The 19028-nt window shown below is 64.8% G+C and carries 17 protein-coding genes and 1 tRNA gene; 13 read left to right on the top strand and 5 right to left on the bottom strand.

Features of this window, described 5'->3' with window-relative positions; genetic code table 11:
• The first annotated feature begins 165 nt into the window (after positions 1–165).
• From minC to minE, 3 genes are read left to right on the top strand one after another with little or no spacing between them, the layout of a single operon-like run.
• A complete protein-coding gene (minC, locus tag FR728_RS03125; protein WP_149891174.1) occupies positions 166–927 on the top strand; it encodes a septum site-determining protein MinC in 762 nt (253 codons plus the stop codon).
• Between the two features lie 52 nt (positions 928–979).
• Positions 980–1801 (top strand): septum site-determining protein MinD, encoded by an 822-nt coding sequence (gene minD / locus FR728_RS03120; protein ID WP_149891173.1) that lies wholly within the window; start codon positions 980–982, stop codon positions 1799–1801.
• Positions 1798–2055: a cell division topological specificity factor MinE gene (gene minE / locus FR728_RS03115; RefSeq protein WP_149891172.1), complete on the top strand. Its 258-nt coding sequence runs from the start codon at positions 1798–1800 to the stop codon at positions 2053–2055. Before minD ends, minE begins: the two co-directional genes overlap by 4 nt.
• 80 nt (positions 2056–2135) lie before the next feature.
• Here minE and FR728_RS03110 read toward each other — a convergent pair whose 3' ends face one another.
• Positions 2136–2690 (bottom strand): DUF2585 family protein, encoded by a 555-nt coding sequence (locus FR728_RS03110; RefSeq protein ID WP_149891171.1) that lies wholly within the window; start codon positions 2688–2690, stop codon positions 2136–2138.
• A 313-nt stretch (positions 2691–3003) separates the two neighbouring features.
• Between FR728_RS03110 and FR728_RS03105 the strand changes: the two genes are divergently transcribed.
• Genes FR728_RS03105 through FR728_RS03095 form a run of 3 tightly spaced genes read left to right on the top strand, consistent with a single transcriptional unit; the run spans position 3004 to position 6091 of the window.
• Positions 3004–3969, top strand: a complete 966-nt coding sequence (locus tag FR728_RS03105) for an HlyD family secretion protein (protein ID WP_149891170.1) — start codon at positions 3004–3006, stop codon at positions 3967–3969.
• Positions 3966–4949 (top strand): ABC transporter ATP-binding protein, encoded by a 984-nt coding sequence (locus tag FR728_RS03100; RefSeq protein WP_149891169.1) that lies wholly within the window; start codon positions 3966–3968, stop codon positions 4947–4949. Before FR728_RS03105 ends, FR728_RS03100 begins: the two co-directional genes overlap by 4 nt.
• The gene (locus FR728_RS03095) at positions 4946–6091 is read left to right on the top strand and encodes an ABC transporter permease (RefSeq protein ID WP_149891168.1); all 1146 of its coding nucleotides are present in this window, start codon (positions 4946–4948) and stop codon (positions 6089–6091) included. The genes FR728_RS03100 and FR728_RS03095 overlap by 4 nt, the downstream gene beginning before the upstream one ends.
• A 6-nt stretch (positions 6092–6097) precedes the next feature.
• On the opposite strand, the gene FR728_RS03090 is transcribed toward FR728_RS03095, so the two are convergent.
• Positions 6098–6850 (bottom strand): GntR family transcriptional regulator, encoded by a 753-nt coding sequence (locus tag FR728_RS03090; RefSeq protein ID WP_149891167.1) that lies wholly within the window; start codon positions 6848–6850, stop codon positions 6098–6100.
• A 192-nt stretch (positions 6851–7042) separates the two neighbouring features.
• Here FR728_RS03090 and FR728_RS03085 point away from each other — a divergent pair, with 192 nt between their 5' ends.
• The 7 genes from FR728_RS03085 (at position 7043) to FR728_RS03055 (ending at position 13932) form a co-directional block, all read left to right on the top strand.
• Positions 7043–8254: an amino acid ABC transporter substrate-binding protein gene (locus FR728_RS03085; protein ID WP_149891166.1), complete on the top strand. Its 1212-nt coding sequence runs from the start codon at positions 7043–7045 to the stop codon at positions 8252–8254.
• Between the two features lie 230 nt (positions 8255–8484).
• A complete protein-coding gene (locus tag FR728_RS03080) occupies positions 8485–9348 on the top strand; it encodes a branched-chain amino acid ABC transporter permease (protein WP_149891165.1) in 864 nt (287 codons plus the stop codon).
• The gene (locus tag FR728_RS03075; protein ID WP_149891164.1) at positions 9345–10274 is read left to right on the top strand and encodes a branched-chain amino acid ABC transporter permease; all 930 of its coding nucleotides are present in this window, start codon (positions 9345–9347) and stop codon (positions 10272–10274) included. Before FR728_RS03080 ends, FR728_RS03075 begins: the two co-directional genes overlap by 4 nt.
• Entirely contained in the window at positions 10271–11002 is a 732-nt protein-coding gene (locus FR728_RS03070) for an ABC transporter ATP-binding protein (RefSeq protein ID WP_149891163.1), read from the top strand. The genes FR728_RS03075 and FR728_RS03070 overlap by 4 nt, the downstream gene beginning before the upstream one ends.
• Positions 11002–11721: an ABC transporter ATP-binding protein gene (locus FR728_RS03065; RefSeq protein WP_149892177.1), complete on the top strand. Its 720-nt coding sequence runs from the start codon at positions 11002–11004 to the stop codon at positions 11719–11721. Before FR728_RS03070 ends, FR728_RS03065 begins: the two co-directional genes overlap by 1 nt.
• A 145-nt stretch (positions 11722–11866) precedes the next feature.
• Complete coding sequence (locus FR728_RS03060; RefSeq protein ID WP_149891162.1) at positions 11867–13327, top strand: aldehyde dehydrogenase family protein; 1461 nt, start codon at positions 11867–11869, stop codon at positions 13325–13327.
• A gap of 254 nt (positions 13328–13581) precedes the next feature.
• Positions 13582–13932 carry a helix-turn-helix domain-containing protein gene (locus FR728_RS03055; RefSeq protein WP_188318771.1) on the top strand — a complete coding sequence of 117 codons (351 nt, stop codon included), beginning with the start codon at positions 13582–13584 and terminating at the stop codon, positions 13930–13932.
• 229 nt (positions 13933–14161) lie between these two features.
• On the opposite strand, the gene FR728_RS03050 is transcribed toward FR728_RS03055, so the two are convergent.
• From FR728_RS03050 to FR728_RS03040, 3 genes are all read right to left on the bottom strand, one after another.
• Positions 14162–14237: transfer RNA gene (locus tag FR728_RS03050), tRNA-Phe, on the bottom strand.
• Positions 14238–14532: 295 nt separating this feature from the next.
• A complete protein-coding gene (locus FR728_RS03045) occupies positions 14533–17481 on the bottom strand; it encodes a FecR family protein (RefSeq protein ID WP_149891160.1) in 2949 nt (982 codons plus the stop codon).
• A gap of 11 nt (positions 17482–17492) precedes the next feature.
• Positions 17493–19007, bottom strand: a complete 1515-nt coding sequence (locus tag FR728_RS03040) for a tetratricopeptide repeat protein (protein WP_149891159.1) — start codon at positions 19005–19007, stop codon at positions 17493–17495.
• Between the last annotated feature and the right edge of the window lie 21 nt (positions 19008–19028).

Here is a 19028-nt window from a genome sequence, read left to right as displayed (position 1 = left end):
GGGCAAACAGCTTCCCGCTCTCACGCAGCGGCAGGCTGAAATCAAGGTTTCGGAATGGTTAAAGGATATCGGTGGAAAACGGAGGGGTGCCTTATTGTGCATTCGTGCCAATGGTAGCTCTTATCTCGGTTTGAATCGCAAGACATCCCGAGTGCCGAGACCCCTATGAAATTCAAGGGCAAGTCCTTCATTGCCATCGTGCTGACCCCGCAGATCCCCAGCGAGGAGTGGTTTGCGGAGATCGACCGGATCATGACCCGTTCGCCCGGGTTCTTCATCGACCGGCCGATCATCCTCGACGTGAAGGGCACCAAGGTCCACATCGACGACCTGGAAGGCATTCTGGAAGGCCTGAATCAGCGCTCCATCCGGGTGATGGGTATCGACGGCATTGCCGGCACGCGCCTCAAGCCGGGCATGCCGCCCAGCTTCGGCGGCGGACGCCTGACGACCGACGTGGATGTTCCCGGGCCGGGCGGCGATGCGACGGCGGCTCCCAAGGCGGCCAAGGTCGCCCGCGTGACCCCGGCTGCCGGGGAGGCTGCGGCGGCAGGCGACCCCGAGACGGATGATCTGGACGACGACACCAATGGGGATGCGCGCTCGATCGTCATCACCGAACCGGTACGTTCCGGCCAGTCCGTCGTCCATCCTACCGGGGACGTGACGATCATCGGCTCGGTCTCGTCCGGCGCCGAGGTGATTGCCGGCGGCTCCATTCACGTTTACGGCGCCCTGCGCGGGCGGGCGCTGGCCGGGGTCTCCGGTGACGAACAGGCCCGCATCTTCTGCACCAAGCTTGATGCGGAACTGGTGTCCATCAACGGGCTCTATCAGATTGCGGACGATTTCGGGGCGGATGTGTTGAATGCCTCTGCCCAGATCCGCTTTGAAAACGAAACTCTGGTGTTCGAACGGCTGGGCTGAGATCCCTTGCGGGACCACGCGCCGGCCTTCGCAAACGACAGGAACAGAACACATGAGCAAAGCCACAGTTGTCGTGGTGACGTCGGGCAAGGGCGGTGTGGGCAAGACCACGTCCACCGCGGCCATCGCCTCGGCCTTGGCCAAGGAAGGCTTCAAGGTCTGCGCGATCGATTTCGACGTCGGTCTGCGCAACCTCGACCTGATCATGGGCGCGGAACGCCGGGTCGTCTTCGACCTGGTGAACGTGGTCCGTGGCGAGGCCTCCATCAAGCAGGCGCTGGTGCGCGACAAGAAGCTGAACAATCTATACCTGCTTCCCGCCTCCCAGACCCGCGACAAGGACGCGCTGACCGACGAGGGCGTTGCCTCGGTGATCAACGAGCTGCGCATGTATTTCGACTGGATCGTCTGCGACAGCCCGGCCGGGATCGAGCGCGGCGCGACGCTGGCCATGCGCTATGCGGACGAGGCGATCATCGTGTCGAACCCGGAAGTCTCTTCCGTGCGCGACTGCGACCGGATCATCGGCCTGCTGGACGCCAAGACCGTGGTGGCCGAAGAAGGCGGGCGCATGCCCAAGCACCTGATGATCACCCGCTTCGACCCGGAACGCGCCAAGAACGGCGACATGCTGTCCGTCGACGACGTGGTCGAGATCCTGTCCGTGCCGCTGATCGGGGTGATCCCGGAGAGCAAGGACGTGCTCAAGGCCTCCAACGTCGGCCTGCCGGTCACGCTGTCCGACGAGGAAAGCCCGGCCTCCAAGGCCTATGTGGAAGCGGTCCAGCGCCTTCTGGGCGAAGACCTGCCGGTCACCATCCCCACCGAGAAGAAGGGCCTGTTCGGCAAGCTCTTCAAGGGGAGGGCTGCATGAACTTCATGAACTTCTTCGCGAGGCGCGGAGAAACCGCTTCGGTGGCCAAGAACCGGCTGCAGATCCTGCTGGCGCACGAGCGCACCGGCGACGGATCCGATGCGAAGCTGATCTCCCAGCTGCGCGAGGACATTCTTGAGGTGGTGCGCAAGCGCATGAACATCGATCCGGACGCGGTGCGTCTGGAGATGGACCGGAGCGGCGACATCACCACGCTGGGCATCGACATCGAGCTGCCCCAGACCAAGAACTGACGCCGATCAGAAGATCCGCAAAGAACCCGGCCTCGCAAGACGCCGGGTTTTTTCGTTTTGCTTTGCGTGTCCCGCAGGCCCTAGCCGCCCTGCCACTGCTTGATGGCCTCGATTGGGTAAAGCAGCATGATCACGTTCAGGGTGAGATTGTCCTTCACCGCCCAGAGCGCGGCCAGCTCGAAGACCACGGCGACGACGACCGTAACCCAGGCGGGCATGCGCCGGGCGAACCAGAAGCCCAGCAGCATGAAGAGAATGTCGGTCACGGAGTTGATGACCGTATCGCCGGCATAACCGGCGGCAACCGTCGCCTCACGGTAGCGGTCGATGACGAGAGGGCTGTTTTCCAGAAGCTCCCAGGCTGCCTCGATCACGATGGCCAGAAGGGCGCGCTCGCCGACCGGCCGCTGGCGCAGCGCCAGCCAGAGCACCCAGTAGAAGATAAAGCCGTGAATGATGTGGGACAGGGTGTACCAGTCGGCAATGTGCTGGGATCCGCCCGACACCGCATCGCCGGGAACCCAGAGGCGGATCTCGCCGCAGGTGCAGATGGGGTCGCGCCCCATCGCAAGCAGGATGACGGCAGTCAGGGCAATCAGGCCGAGGCCGACGCCCCAGGTGACAGGTCCGGACATCAGCGGTCTGGACGGAAGAGATCTGGTCAAGGGAACTCCGGAAGGAAGAAACGCGTCAGGGATGGACGCCCGAGTGTGGCCGTGGCGCGGCAGAACCGCAAGCACAACACCGGGGCGGACGATTGAGATAACGCAAGGCGCGCCAAAGGGATCCGGCCTATGCAGAGGAACAAGGATGCGGGATCCCTCCCCTGCCTGATCAGGGACTGCCAGCAAAGCGCATTGCAGGGATTGCCAAATCGCAACCGCTCGCTGCACCATGCACCCGCAGGTTTACATTGCCCGTTCATCCGAACCTGCCGACGAGGTTCCCATGCCCGCTCTCTCCTCCCGCCTTCTCATCCTCCCTTCGGCCCTTGCCCTGCTCCTGAGCCTGAGCGGTTGCGACGATGCGCCCTCCCATGTGGCACTCGGCACGCTGGAGCGCGACCGGGTTGCCCTGACCGCAACGGCCGCCGAGGTGGTGGTCGAGCTGCCCGTCGCGGAAGGCCAGATGGTGACGAAGGGCACGGTTCTGGTGAAGCTGGACGACACGCGCCAGATCGCCGTCGTTCGGCAGGCGGAGGCTCAGGCGGCCCAGGCGCGGGCGGCCCTCGACAAGCTGAGGAACGGCGCCCGGCCGGAGGAACTGGCGGCCGCGCGGGCCCGTGTGGCCGGCGCGCGCGCCTCTTTGGTCGAGACGCAGCAATCCTTCGAGCGCACCCGCGACCTGCAGCAGCGCGGCACCGCCAGCAAGGCGGCCTATGACACGGCGCTGGCCAATCGCAATGCGGCCGAGGCGGCGCTGAAAAGCGCGGAAGAGCAGCTGCGCGAACTGGAAAATGGTGCCCGCTCCGAAGACCTGAGCGCGGCGGCAGCCAATCTCGCGGCGGCCGAAGCCGCTCTTGCCAGCCAGCAGAAGGTTCTGGCGGATCTGACCGTCGTCGCCTCCCGGGACGGCCGTCTCGACAGCCTGCCCTGGAACCTCGGGGAACGGGTGACGCAAGGCTCTCCGCTGGCCATTCTCATGGCCGATGGCGCCCCCTTCGCCAGGGTCTATGTTCCCGAGCCGGCGCGGGTCCGGGTCAAGCCCGGCGACCAGCTGAAGGTGCATGTGGATGGTCTCGACCGGGAGCTGACCGGCACCCTGCGCTGGATCAGCTCCGAGCCTTCCTTCACACCCTATTATGCCCTGAACCAGACGGAACGGGCCCGCCTCATGTATCCGGCGGAAGTCCTGCTTCCGGACACGGAGGCGGACCTGCCTTCCGGCATGCCGGCGCAGGTGCAGCTGCCATGACCCGCGCCCCCGGCCCCACTGATGCCGCCGAGACTGTGATCCGCACCCGGGGCCTGACCAAGACCTTCGGACCGAAAACCGCCGTCGACCGGCTGGATCTCGACATCGCGCGCGGCACGATCCACGGGTTCCTCGGCCCCAACGGCTGCGGCAAGACCACCGCGATCCGCATGCTGACCGGCCTCTTGACCCCGAGCGCCGGAGAGGTCGAGGTTCTGGGTCTGACCATGCCGCGAGACGCGGAAGCGTTGAAATACCGCATCGGCTACATGACCCAGTCCTTCTCGCTCTATGGCGACATGACCGTGCGCGAGAACCTGGATTTCATGTCGCGGGTCTTCGGCCTGAAGCGCAAGGCTGCGCTTGCCCGGATCGATGAACTGCTTGAGACCTATCACCTGACCGATCTGGCCGACCAGATGTCGGGCAAGATGTCGGGCGGGCAGAGGCAGCGGCTGGGCCTTGCCTGCGCCGTGCTAAACAAGCCGGATCTCCTGTTCCTGGACGAGCCGACCTCGGCGGTGGACCCGGAAAGCCGCCGTGACTTCTGGGAACAGCTCTTCGATCTGTGTGAGGCAGGCACCACGATCCTGGTGACGACCCATTTCATGGACGAGGCCGAGCGCTGCCACTCCATCTCGATCCTGGAGCTGGGCAAGAAGCGGGCGGAAGGCTCGCCGGCAGAGCTGATGGAGCGCATGGGCACCAATGTGCTCGAGGTCTCCGGACCGGATCTGCGCACCCTGCGCAAGACCCTGACCGCCCTGCCCGAGGTCCGCTCCGCGGCCCAGCTCGGCACCCGGCTCAGGGTGCTCGTCACCAAGCAGATCGCCGATCCGGAAGCCTGGTTCCGCGCCCTTCCCGAGAGCCAGAGCGTTCAGCAGGTCGCCCGCGTGCGGCCCAATCTGGAGGATGTCTTCGTGACCAACACAGGCGTCAGCGCTCCGGATGCGACCGGCACCCCGGAGGCCCGCCCATGAATTCGCTCAGCCGGATTTCCGCGATCTTCTTCAAGGAATTGCGCCAGCTGCGCAGGGACCGCATGACCTTCGCCATGGTGGTCATGATCCCGCTCGTGCAGCTCATCCTCTTCGGCTACGCCATCAACACCAACGTGCGGGACGTGCCTGTCGGTATCGTCGACCAGAGCGGATCGGCTGTCGGGCGGGTGCTGGAACAGGTCATCCGGGCGACCCAGGTGGTCAAGTTCACTCATCGCTACGACACGCTGGAAGAGGCCCAGCGCGCGGTGGCGGCCCAGGAGGTGCGCGCGGCGCTGATCCTGCCGAGCGATCTGGTGCAGCGGCTGGCCCGCAGCGGCAGCGTCGGCCTTGCCACGCCCAACTCGACCAACTGGACCACGAGCCGGCCTGTCGGCCAGTGGATCGTGGACGGGTCCGACACGATGGTGGCGAGCGCGGTCAAATCCCTGCGCAACATGCCGCTGACCGAGCTGCTGCGTCAGGCGCCGAACCGGTCGGTTCCAACCTTCGAGATGGCGCTCTTCTACAATCCCGAGCAGCGCACGGTGGTGAACATCGTGCCGGGTCTCGTGCCGGTCATCCTCACCATGACCATGATCATGTTCACCGCCGCAGCCATCGTGCGCGAGAGCGAACGCGGGAACATGGAAATGCTGATCAACACGCCGGTGAAATCGACCGAACTGATGCTGGGCAAGATCATTCCCTACATCTTCATCGGTCTGGTGCAGACAGCAATCATCCTCGGGCTCGGCTATCTGATCTTCAACGTGCCCTTCAACGGCTCGATGCTGGCGCTGCTGGCCGCCACCCTGCTCTTCATCGGGGCCAGCCTGACCCTCGGGCTGGTGTTCTCTACGCTTGCCACGAGCCAGCTTCAGGCCATGCAGATGACGGTCTTCGTGCTGATGCCGTCGATCCTGCTCTCCGGCTTCATGTTCCCCTTCGAGGGCATGCCGTTGCCGGCGCAATATATCGCGGAGATCCTGCCGGCGACCCACTTCCTGCGGATGATCCGGGGCATTGCCCTGCGCGACGCGCTGCTGGTCGACCTGCAATATGACGCGATCTGCCTGGCCGTCTTCATGGTTCTGGGGCTGATCGCCGCCTCCCTGCGCTTCAAGAAGCGGCTGGATTAGCGCCCCTCAGCGGGAGAACAGCAGGGAATAGGTGATGGTGGCGTGGGAATGCTCGCGCATCATGGCCTCGGCGCGGGCTGCATCCCCCTTCGCGATGGCGTCATGCACGATGAGGTGCTGACCATAGCCGATGGTGAGGCGCTGCACCTCGGTGTCATAGCTCTCGTGATTGAAGACCAGAACCCCCAGCCGGACCAGCGGCACGGTTTCCAGCCGTGTGTAGGTGAAGGGCACGAAGGAATTGCCGCATTCCTGCATGATCGTCTCGTGGAAGAGCCGGTTGGCCTCCTGATAGAGATCGATGCCGGCGTCATTTCCGGCGCGCAGCAGGTCGAGGGACTGGCGGGTCATGTCGAGGGAGCGGCGCAGGATCGCGTCCACCTCCGGGCTCATGCCATTCTCCGCCAGGCAACGGGCGGCCAGTCCTTCCAGAACGCCGCGGACCTGATAGGCCTTGTTCGTGTCGTCGAAATCGAAGTCGACGACCGTGTAACCGCGCCCTTCCCGCTTGCGGATCAGCCCCTCCACCTCGAGGGCCCGGAGCGCCAGACGCACCGGCGTGCGCGAGACATTGAGCTGGGCAGCCAGCCCCACTTCGGTGATCTTCTCACCGGCGGGCACGGAGCCATCCATGATGTGACGACGCAGGGCAATCAGCACACGCTCGTCCGACGAGCTGCCGAGGGCCTCGTCGCCCCCTGCGAGCTCCAGTCCGCCGAGGGGATCGGCAGCGGCAGCGTTCGACTCATAACTTTTCATGCGGCGACTATGACTTTGTATCCATAAAACGTCAATCTGGCATGTCCTACGCCAACTGAACCCTGCGGAAAAGCGGATTCAGTCGAATTCATTGAGAATCCCGCTTGTCATTATGGATCCATAATGCCTATCCTGATCGGGAGGCCGAAGGGAGGAGAACCTGTCGGCTCTCACCACTCAGGGAGGAGTGACATGAACAGACGAACCTTGCTGTCCCGCACCACCGCGGGCCTGACGACGCTTGCCGCCGCGAGCCTCTTGAGCTTTACCGCCCTTGCCGCCGACACGATCCGGATCGGGACCGTCGCGCCGAAAACCGGCCCGCTGGCCGGCGGGGCACTGGTCAGCCAGTGGCCGAATGTCGATCTTTGGATCCAGGAAGTGAACGAGCGGGGCGGACTGAAGCTCAAGGACGGGCAGAAGAAGATCGAACTCGTCGCCTATGACGACAAGACAAACCCGACCGAGCACATCAAGGCGGTTCAGCGGCTGGCCACCCAGGACAAGGTCGACTTCATCATCGCCCCCTATGGCACCGGCTTCAACATCGCAGCCGCGCCGATCTATGCCAAATACGACTATCCGCAGATCGCCGTGACCTCCGTCACCGACCAGATCGGCGAGCTGACCGAGCGCTATCCGTCGCTGTTCTTCACCCTCGGCTCCACCACGGCCTTCGTGGAAGGTTTGCGGGACGTGCTCGTCAAGCTGAAGGACGAGGGCAAGATCAACAACAAGATCGCCATGGTCAACGTGGCCGATGCCTTCGGCATCGAGCTGGCGGAAGTGGCACGCCCCACCTTCGAGGCCGCCGGGTTCGAGCTGGTCTATGACAAGTCCTATCCGCTCGGAACGCCGGACCTGTCCCCCATCGTGAAGGGCGCGAAGGCCACCGACGCCGACAGTTTCGTCGCCTGGTCCTATCCGCCGGACACGTTCGGCCTGACGGAACAGGCGGTCATCGAGGATCTGAACGTCAAGGTCTTCTATACCGCGGTCGCCACTGCCTTCCCCGCCTATGGCGGCAAGTTCGGCGCGCAGATCGAGAATGTGCTGGGCGCCGGTGGCGTGAACCCGGACACGCCGGAAATGCAGGCCTATCGCACCAAGCATGAGGAAGTGACCGGCAAGGCCCCGGACTACTGGGCGTCCGCCAACACCTACGCGAGCCTGCAGATCCTCGAGACCGCGATCGAAGCGGTCGGCGAAGTGAACCGGGAGGCCGTCACCGACTACATCAAGACCCACACGTTCGACACGATCATGGGGCCGATCTCGTTTGAGAACCAGAACTCCAACCGGTTCTGGACCGTCGGCCAATGGCAGGGCGGCGTCTTCCGGGGCGTCGTCTCGTCCAACATCGACGGCGCGGTCGACGTGAAGCTGAAGGACGGCTGGAAGTAAGGGGGACACTCCCTCCTTCTTCACGAGCCATCTCTTTTGTCACCCCGGGCGAGAAAAGCGAGACCCGGGGCCGGTGAGCCGAGGCCTTTCACTGCCTGTCGCAGACTTTCGGCTCGCCGGTCCCGGATAAAGTCTGGCGACTTTTCCGGGATGACGACGGAGAGCCCCCCCCGTGCCGCCGAAGACACTCCGGGCGGCAGCTTTCACCAGAACCACAAAGAAACGACCCGATGGACATCCTGATCTCCGGCCTGCTGCTCGGCGGCACCTATGCGCTGGTGGCAATGGGGCTGAACCTCCAGTACGGCGTCGCCCGCATCATGAACCTTGCCAATGGCGAGACACTGGTGCTTGGCGCGCTGGCCGCCTTCCTGGCCTTCACGGCAATTTCCCTCAGCCCGCTCGTCACCATGCTCGTGGTGGCACCGCTTTCCTTCGCCGCAAACTGGGTCGCCTACCGGCTGCTGCTGCGGCCCCTGGTCAAGCGGGCGAAGAGCCCCGGCCAGCTGGAAGTGGACAGCATCCTGGCGACCTTCGGCATCAGCTTCGCCCTCGTCGGGCTGATGGTGTCGATCCACGGGGAGTATTACACCTACTCCTTCCTGGCGCGGCCCATCGAGATCCTCGGCACCACGGTGGCCGAAAACCGGCTCGTCGCAGCGCTTGTTGCGGCCGGTATCGGCGCGGCGCTCGTGGGCTGGCTGAACTTCACCAGGACCGGCACCGCCGTGCGCGCGGTCTCCGTCGACCGGCAGGCCGCACAGCTCGTCGGCATCAACGTGGCCCGCGTCTCCGCCCTTGCCTTCGCGCTTGGCGGCGCGGTGACGGCCACCGGCGGCACCCTGATTTCCACCTTCATCACCCTCGACGGGTCCATGGGCGTCATCTTCACCATGAAGGCGCTGATCATCGTGATCATGGGCGGCGTGGGCGATCTGCGCGGCTCCATCATCGCCGCCATCGTCCTCGGCCTCGTCGAAACCGCCGTTGCCTCGCTGATCGACCCGGGCCTGACCCTCGTGTCGGCCTATGTGATCTTCCTCGGCATTCTCCTCTTCCGCCCGCAGGGGCTCTTTGGAAAGCGAAACGCATGACCGCCAAGGGCTGGAAAGACCTCGTCCTCATCGGCGTCCTTGTGCTGGCAGCCGCCTTCGTGCCCCTGGTCACGGATGGCTACTGGCTCTCCATCGCCGTTACCGCGATGATGTATATCGCGCTCACCACCGCCTGGACCCTGTTCTCCGGGCCGACCCACTACATCTCCCTGGCCACCGGTGCCTTCTTCGGCGTGGGCGGCTATCTTGTCGCCACCGGCATGAGCGACCACGATCTGCCCTTCTGGCTGATGGCGGCGATTGCCCCGGTGGTTTCTGTCGTGCTGGCCGCGCTCATCGGCGCCGCGACCCTGCGGCTGTCGGGCATCTATTTCGTCATCTTTACCCTTGGTCTGGCCGAAATGATCCGCGGCCTCGTCTCCTGGGTGCAGAACAACTTCCTCGGCTCGCGCGGGCTCTATGTGCTCACCGACTTCACCGAGGCCCATATCTACTGGATGCTGCTGGCGATCGCCGCGACCGTCTATGTGATCGGCTGGCTGATCGATCGATCGCGGCTGGGCTTTGCCATGAAGATCATCGGCAATGACGAGGGCGTGGCGAAGCATCTGGGCATCGACACCGCCCGGGCCAAGGTGCTGCTCTTCATGGTCACCGGCTTCTTCTCCACGCTGGTCGGCGCCATCGTCGCCCCGCGCTATTCCTATATCGAACCCAACCAGGTGTTCTCGCCGGAACTCAGCTTCATGGTGGTGATCATGGCCCTTCTGGGCGGCACCCAGAAGCTCTGGGGACCGATCATCGGGGTGATCCCCTTCATCCTCATCTGGGAGACGATCACCGCCTCCTTCCCCAACGCCACCACGCTCTATCTAGGCCTGTGCTTCCTCGCGATCGTCTATTTCCTGCCGAATGGCGTCGTCGGACTTGTGCAGAAGATCATCGCCAAGGGGAGGTCCGCATGAGCACGGGACGCAGCATTCTGACCGTCGACCGCCTGACCAAGCGCTTCGGCGGACTGGTGGCCGTCAACGACCTGAGCTTCGAGGTGCGCGAGCATGAGGTCATGGGGCTGATCGGCCCCAATGGCTCGGGCAAGACCACCACGATGAACCTGATCTCGGGCGCCTTTGCCCCGACCTCCGGCACCATTCACCTGGAGGGCCGCCGCCTGTCCGGTCTGGGCGCCCACGAGGTGACGCGCGCCGGGGTGTCGCGCACCTTCCAGCTGGTGCGGGTGCTGCCCGGTCTCAGCCTGATCGACAACGTGATCGCGGGGGCAGCCTTCGGGCACAAGCGCCGCTGGGGCGGCCCCGCCAAGGAACAGGCCGTCCGCCTGTTGCAGCGGGTGGGGCTCGGCGCGCAGATCGGCCTGCCGGTGAGCGCGCTGACCTATATCGACCAGAAGCGGCTGGAACTGGCCCGCGCCCTTGCCGGCGAACCGGAAGTGCTGCTGCTCGACGAATGGCTTGCCGGGCTGAACCCGACCGAGTTGCAGGAGGGTATCGCCCTGATTTCCGACCTGCGCCGGGAAGGGCGCACCATCATCCTGGTGGAGCATGTGATGGATGCCATCCGCTCGCTGTGCGACCGCTGCGTGGTCATGAATTCCGGCGCGAAGATCGCGGAAGGCACGCCGCAGGCAGTGCTCTCCGACCCGGAGGTCATCCGCGCCTATCTGGGAGACGAATGATGCTGACGGTTAAAGGACTGAAGGCCGCCTATGGCATGCATCAGGCACTGGCCGGTGTGGACCTGAGGATCGCCCTTGGCGAGATCGTCGTGATCCTGGGGGCGAATGGCGCCGGCAAGAGCACCCTGCTCAGGGCGGTTGCCGGACTGTGCGAGGGGCAAGTGAGCGGCGAGATCGCCCTCGACGGCCTGCCGCTCCACACCCTGCCGCCGGAAGAGATCGTTGAAGCAGGCATTGCCTTCGTGCCGGAGGGCCGGGGCATCTTCGGCGACCTGAGCGTGAGCGAGAACCTGCAATTGGGTGCCTACAGCCGGCACGCCCGCAAAAACCGCATTGCTAATCTGGAGCGGGTATACGACCTCTTCCCCAAGCTGAAGGAGCGCGGCCGCCAGATCGCCCGGACCATGTCGGGGGGCGAACAGCAGATGGTCGCCATCGGGCGGGCCATGATGGCCGATCCGAAGATCCTGATGCTCGACGAGCCGTCCCTCGGCCTGTCGCCCCTGCTCTCCAAGGAGCTGTTCCAGAACCTGTCGCGGATCTCCGCAACCGGCCTCGGGGTGCTGCTTGTGGAACAGAACGCCAAGCTCAGCCTCGGAATTTCCGACCGGGGCTACCTGATCGAGAACGGGGCCATCACCGGAGAGGACCGGGCATCGGCCCTGCTGCACGATCCGGCCGTTCAGGCCGCCTATCTGGGGGGCGCAACCGCCTCCTGACCAACCCTTTCCGGGCCTGGCCGCAAGGCCCCTGCCCGACCGACCGCCCCGCGACCCGGACCTCTTGCGTCCGGGGCGCAAAACCAGACCCAGCCGCCCGGACCTCTTGCGTCCGGGCCAAAGACCAGACCCAGGGAGAGACACCATGGCCCGAGTATTTGAAGGTTTCTATGCCGGCGGCAGCTGGCACAAGACCACCAGGACCTTCGCAGATTTCAATCCGGCGACCGACGAGGTCTATGCCGATGTGGCCGATGCCAGCCTTGAGGACGTGCGCAAGGCGATTGACGCCGCTCACGGCGCATTCAAGAGCTGGTCGGAGCTTCCCTTCACCACCCGCGCCGAATTCATGCTGAAGATCGCTGACGAGATCGAGAAGCGCCAGGGCGACCTCTGCGCGGCGATCCAGGGTGAAGCCGGCGGCTGGTTCGGCAAGGGCATGTTCGAAAGCGGCTATGTGCCCGGCGTCTTCCGCGCGGCCGCAGCGCTTTCCTATGCGCCGATCGGTGAAGTGCTGCCTTCCGAGCACAACAAGGTCTCCATGGCCGTGCGCCGCCCGATGGGCGTGATCAGCGTAATCTCGCCGTGGAACTTCCCCGCCCTGCTGACCGCGCGCGGCTTTGCCTTCGCGCTGGTGGCCGGCAACACGATCGTGCTCAAGCCCTCCGAAGAGACCCCCTATGCGGGCGGTCTCTTCTTCGCGGAGGTGATGCATGCGGTGGGCCTGCCCGAGGGCGTGTTCAACGTGGTTACCTGCTCGCGCGACAACATTGCCGAGATCGGTGACGAGCTGATCGCCAACAAGCACGTGAAGGGCATTTCCTTCACCGGTTCCACCGCCGTCGGCCGCCTCATCGCCTCCAAGGCCGGTCAGCACCTGAAAAAGGCCTGCGTGGAACTGGGCGGCAAGGACAGCCTGATCATCTGCGACGATGCCGATCTGGAAAAGTCGGCGCAGACCGCCAACTTCGGCTCCTTCATGCATCAGGGCCAGATCTGCATGAGCGTGGAAAAGGTTCTCGTACACGAGAGCATCTACGACCAGTTCGTGCCGATGTTCGTGGAACGCGCGAAGAAGCTGAAGGTGGGCGACCCGACCACGGACAAGTCCAATGTCATCGGTCCGCTGATCAACGACAAGCAGGTGGCACAGGTGCGCGCCCAGCTGAAAGACGCAGTTGCCAAGGGCGCCAAGGTGCTGTGCGGCGGCAAGATCGAAGGCCGTTTCGTCGAGCCGACCATTCTGGAAGGCGTGACTCCGGACATGCTGGTCTATCAGAACGAGACCTTCGGCCCGCTGGTGCCGGTGATCAAGTTCGCGACCGACGAGGAAGCCGTGCGGATCGCCAATGACACCGAATATGGCCTCTCCTCCGGCGTGATGACCGAAGACGAGAAGCGCGGCCTGGAGATCGCCTCCATGCTGGAGACCGGCATCTCCCACGTGAACTGTTCGTCGGTCAATGACGAGCCGCACATTCCCTTCGGCGGCACCAAGGCCTCCGGCGTCGGCCGTCACGGCGGCCGCTGGTCCATGGAGACCTTCACCGAGACCCGCTGGATCACCCTGGAGCGTGGCGGACGTCACTTCCCGCCGGTCTTCTGAGGCACGGCACCCAGTCCCCGCTCGGCTACCCGACGGAGCGGGCGCCCGGATCCTGTCTGGGGAAACCCACGCCAGCCATGGCGGCCTTCCGCCATGGCTTTTTTTCATGCGCACCTCAGGTCATGCGACCTTTTGCCGGGGAACGATTTAACCTTGCTGGCGTTCTCTCCTCGACATTTTGCCATATTGCAGTGCAATATACTTGAACGCGGGGCGAGCTTTTGGAAGCTTGCGGGATGGAGCACGGCGTGAACATGAGCAATTTCAAGGCGATACTGGATCTCTTCGGGATGTCTGCGGCAGATGCCGCCAGCTATCTCGATGTGTCCGAGCCGGACGTCCTGCGCTGGTGTTCCGCCGAGGATTGCCCGCCGATCAGCGTGTGGCAGAAGCTCGTGGAGCTCTTCGACAGCATCCGCTTTGCCGCCGAGGATGCCGCCAAGGCCGCCGACCTCGATCACCTGACCGCGACCGATCTCAACAGTCTGACCTTCGGCCCGGCCGCGGCCGCCAATGACCGTGGCACGCCGCTCGACCGCCTCGCCGGCCCCCAGCGCATGATCGCCGCCATGGCGACTGCCAGCCTCGCCCGCGTCTTCGTCTGAAGACGCGGCACCAACCCCTTCCCCGATTGTCTTTTCCGATCTGCTGACAGGCGCGAGAGCAGGTCCGCCTGGGCCACGGCTATCTCGGGCCCTGCGCGCGGGCGCGTGTGCGCCTGTCCGGGATGAACCGGTGGCGGCCGATGAGACGGGACAAGGAGGCAATAAAAAAGGCGCCGGACCCTTGAGGATCGACACCTGCACCAAGGCTTCTTCCGAGGAAGAAGGGAAGTGGTGCCCGGAGGCGGATTTGAACCACCGACACGCGGATTTTCAATCCGCTGCTCTACCAACTGAGCTATCCGGGCTTACCGTGGCGCGGGGTGGAGAGTTCTCCGTGCGCCGGAAGTGAGGCTCTTATAGAAGCAGAATTCTGGCATGTCCAGCACCCTGGCAAAGTTTTTCAACATAGTTGAATTTTGCAAGACCGCTTGTGGGAAACTGCGATCAACAGCGCGTAAAAACCGTTATTTTTCAATATATTACGGAATATATCGAGAGCCGTCAGCACCGCCCCTCTGACATCTTCCAGGCGCCCTGCTCCGGGATTTCCGCCCGGTCCGCGGGATCGCATCGCCACGGGCGGAAAGGTCCCCTTGCCGCTTACTGTTGCCCGGCCACGATGCCCACGGCACTCCAGCCGCTGTCCTCGATGTGGAAGTTTCCGACGACGCCCTGTGTGGGCGACAGAGGCCCGCGAACAAGGGAGGTGGTGAGATCACCCACGGTGCCGAGCGAGACATTCTGCAGGGCCCCGGCAATCCGGTTCTGGGTCGAGCCCCAGTCCGACATGGAGGCGGTGAAGTCGCGGCCATCGAAGCTGGTGATGGCGGCCGAGCCGGTTCGGTTGGCGAAGTCCACGGTCATGGAGAAATCGCCGGCCGCGAGATATTGCGATGCCGTGCTGCCCGACCCGCTGATCACGTTGCCCACCGCGTGGCCGGCATAGGTTGCCCCGCCGGTGGTCGGAAACTCGCTCGCGTCGATCACATCGCCAGCCACCCACGTGCCCATGTGCACGTTGACCCGTTCGGTCCCGTTGCCCAGGTCCGTGCTCTGGTTGCCGTCGACCGTCAGATTGGTGCCCCAGTAGCCCCATTCGAGGAAGTCGCAGGTGCATTCGGTGCTGCCGGAGAAGAGGGCCGCATCCCCTGCCCCGACAACGGTGCTCGCCACAAGATAGGACTTCAGACCGGTGGAGGAACTTTTGGTCAGCACATCCTCGCTCTCGGTCAGGATGTAGCTGTCCTGCGCAAGGGAGGCTTCCCGCGCGCCATAGGTGTCGGTGTCGATGAAGGTTCCGCGATTCTCACCCGCATCATCCGTTCCCACGCCGAACTGCAGGTGCAGCCGGTCGATGAAGACGTCCGTTTCCGCCACGTTCGTCCCTGAGTCCGAGACATCGAGCGTCGCCGACATGGTGCTCTCGTCAGGCAGGAAGGTCAGGCTGAAATCATCGGCAGACGTGCTGGCGAAGGCGGTCGGCCCGTATCCGTCGGAGAGATTGAAGGTGCTCTCCAGCACCCCGGCCGCATAGCCCTCAAAGGTCGTGGCTGCGCCCCGATCCAGGGAGGCCAGGTTGGTCTTGCCGAGCAACTCCGCCACATGCATCGTTCCGCTCAGGAGCGATGCCTCATCGACCGCCTGACCGGGATCCGCATAGAGGTCCTGGAAGCTGTCCCCGTCGGTCAGGTCCGTGCCCAGCACCATGTAATTGGCATCCGACCCGAAGATGCTCGCGCCGTCGCCGTTGTCGAGCAGGGTAATGGCCCCCGAATAGCGCGCCGAACTGTCCGTCGCGTTCAGGCGATGACTGCCGCGCCGCCCGGTCTCGAGGGTCAGTTTGTCATTGCTGCTCTCGATCGTCCCCACCAGAAGCGAGGCGAAGGATTTCTGCGACGCGCCCGTTCCGGAGATGAGGAAGGAGCTTGCCAGGGCATGGGCCCCTGCCAGGGTCGTGCTGCTGGTTTCTGCGAGATAGAGATTGGTGCCGACCACATTCTCCACGAAGCCCGCACCGAACTGGGCCGCGACGATGGGGTTCATGAAGAGTGCGGCGGAGTTGAGCGGATCATAGGACCCGTCGCCGTTTTCGGTTCCCAGCGAGAATTGCAGGGTCGGATCGGTCGCCAGATCATAGGTCCGCAGCTGCAACGGATCGGAGGCCGCGCCAAAGGCGCTGAAGTCGGTCGCGACCCCGGTCACGCCGATGACCACATTCTCCGGATCATAGGAGGTCGGGCTGCCGCCGGTCGAAAAGTAATGGGCGAAGGCGAGGAAGCTCTCGTCATAATCGAAATACTGGATGCCCCGGGCGAAGGTGGCAAAGGGATCCGCCCCGCTGTCGGGTGCGGGCGGTGTGGGCACGGCCTCCTGGTCCACGGTCTGGCTGGCCACATTGTCGGCGCTGAGACCCTGGGTGTAGAAATAGCTGCCCGATCCCTCGAAGACGAACTGCACCAGCCAGTTGTCGCCGACAGCTCCCTGCACCACCCCCACGGCCGTGCCGCCGGTGACGGTGCCCTTTTCGAGATTGACGCCTCCGGACTGCCCTCCCGGCCCTCCGATCAGCCCCTGCGCTCCGGGAGCCGTCACCACAACCGAGGCGTCATAGCCGGCGGTGAAGGTGCTGCCGGGGGTTCGCAGGTTGAAGCGGAGGACGTCACTGGCGTCGCTGTCACGCCCGATCTGGCCGCTGATCCCCTCGCGGGTCGGGACCTCGGGCGGCAACAGGTGACGGTGAATGTCCCGCGGCGCCGTCGACTGAACCACGAAGGGTTTCGGCAGCGGCGTGGTGACGAAGCGCGGCAGACGGGAGTTGACGTCCGGAACGCCGGAGCGTTCGATCACCGGATCGGTCGGCGGACGCCCGATACCGCCCTGTTGCCCCGGGGCACCGGTCAGGAACGCCTGCACCTGGCCGAGATCGCCCGGCTCCGTCCGCCGCACCCGGCTGGCCGAACCGCCGGAAGAGACCTCGATGGTGTAGCCCGGTGCATAGGCGCGCGTCGTCCGACCCGAAGGATCGGTGAAGGTGAGTTCATCGCCGAAGATGAAGGAGAAGGTGGAAGGTCCGCCGCCCGGCCCCGCCAGGGCAAGATTGGCGATGCCGCCCCGGATGCCGATGGTGCCGACCGGGGTCTTGACGCTGACGCCACCCCGGTTCTTCGACAACTTGCCGCCGACGAACCGGGCCACGCCCTTGCCGAGCGAGGCAACCAGCGTGCCGGTGCCCGCATTCGGGTCGTAGACGAATTCGTCGATCACCAGATCGGCGTTCGACCCCACCGTGAAGGTGGACCCGTCCTTCAGGAGAACCTGAACCAGACCGCTGCCGCTGGTCTCGATCCGGTGGCGGTAGATGACGTTCTCGCCCAGCACCATCACGTTGCGGGCGCCGCCGGGTGGGGTGCCGAAGGTGGTGGTGTTGATGGCAGCCGCCACACCGACCTGGGGTTCCGCCACCGCAGGGGTGTGGCACAGGGGCAGAAGGACCGTGAAGGCGGTCGCGGTCAGGAGAGACGCGCCGAAGGTGTTTCGCGATGCGGTCATGATCCCCCCCCTCAGAACGTCTTGACGAGGGCCAGAGACGCGGCCCCATTGTTGAAGGTGCCCAGATCATAGGTGGAGACCTGACGGCGCAATTCGGCGCCCAGGGTGAGCGCGATATCCTCCCGCAGGGGCACGGTGAGGCCCGCCTTGAGGAACCCCTCATGGTCCTTCTGGGCGAGGCCGGCATTGATCAGCGGATCCGGGCCCTGATAGATCCGGCGAATATAGCCCGCATCGAGGCTCGCAGACCAATGGAGGCTGAGCCGGGGCGCCGGCGAGGCAAAGCGCCAGGTGACGCCGGCGCCGGCACCGACCTCCCAGCTCTGACGCCAGTCCACCTTCGCTTCCTCGAAATCACCAAAGAGTGTCGCCCGCGCGGTCCAGGCGGCGGAGAGGTGACGCGCGTAGATCAGCGATCCCTCGTAGAGCGCGCCCGAGCGCTCGGAGACTTCCGGGTTGGCCGCAGTGTCATTGTACCAGCGGCGGCGGAATTCCACCTTGCCCTGAAGCTCGCTCAGGGGCTCCGGACGCCAGGCAGCCCGAAGACCGCTGCCCAGAGTGCCGCTGTAATTGGCGTGGTCGAGGCGCACGCCGCTGGCGATGGCATAGACGCCGAGCCGGGCGTCATCGAGTCCGAAGCGGGCCAGGTTGAACGCCGGGCCGAAGGTGACCTCGACCAGCGAGCTGTCGAGCCGGCTGACGTCGCCGTAGCGTGACGCATAGGCCAGCAGATCGGCTTCCAGCGCATCGCCCTGGGTGCCCAGATCATAGCCCCAGTGCAGCGTCGCGGCGGTGTAGGCGTTCACGTCCCGTCGGCCCGTCGAGGTCGGGTCGAGCAGGAAGGTTGTGCCGTTCAGATCGATGAAGCGACTGTCCGGCCCGGCGGTCGCATTGGACTGGACACGCAGGCCGACGAGAAGCGAGGCCTGAAACTCGGTCGGGTTCTCCGCATCGCCGATGGCGGCGAGATAGGCCCCCACCCGCTCGCGCACCTCGTCGGGAACGTTCGGTCCGGAGATGGCCGCCTCGAAATACTGGCGCGCCTGGCCGTTGGCGCCCAGGCGGAAATAGAGGACCCCCAGCTCAAGCTGCACGCGGGGAAGGCCCGGCGCGAAGATCAGCATGCGCTCGAAGGTGCTGATGGCCGCCTCGTAGTCGCCGATGCTGGCTGAGACGGTGGCATATTCGAAGGCGAGGTCCAGATTGTCCGGACGGGCCAGCGTCAAGGCCAGAAGCTCCTGCTGGCGCACGCGCAGGTCGGTCGAAAGCTCCGGGGCGCGGGCCTCGGCGGGGACTGCGAGCACGGCGCTCAGCGCCAGGGCGGCGCCGAGGCTCAGGGCTGCGCTCCCGGTGGCGGGCAGGACACCGGAAAGCATAGCTGCAAGGATGGTGGGCAGGCGCGAGAACGCGCGGCGCCAAGCCGCCCGGTCGCGGTGATGGCTCTTCGTCACGGACAGGCGAGCTCGTCCGGTCTGCCAGGGCAACCGGCTGGCGGCGCGCAGCTGATCTTCACCGCTTGTACACATGAACCGACCCAATCAACGCAA

The organism is Roseibium aestuarii (genome assembly GCF_008477545.1).
GTDB classification, from domain to species: Bacteria; Pseudomonadota; Alphaproteobacteria; order Rhizobiales; family Stappiaceae; genus Roseibium; species Roseibium aestuarii.
Note: the sequence above shows the minus strand (reverse complement) of the source record. Positions and strands in the feature narration are given on the sequence as shown.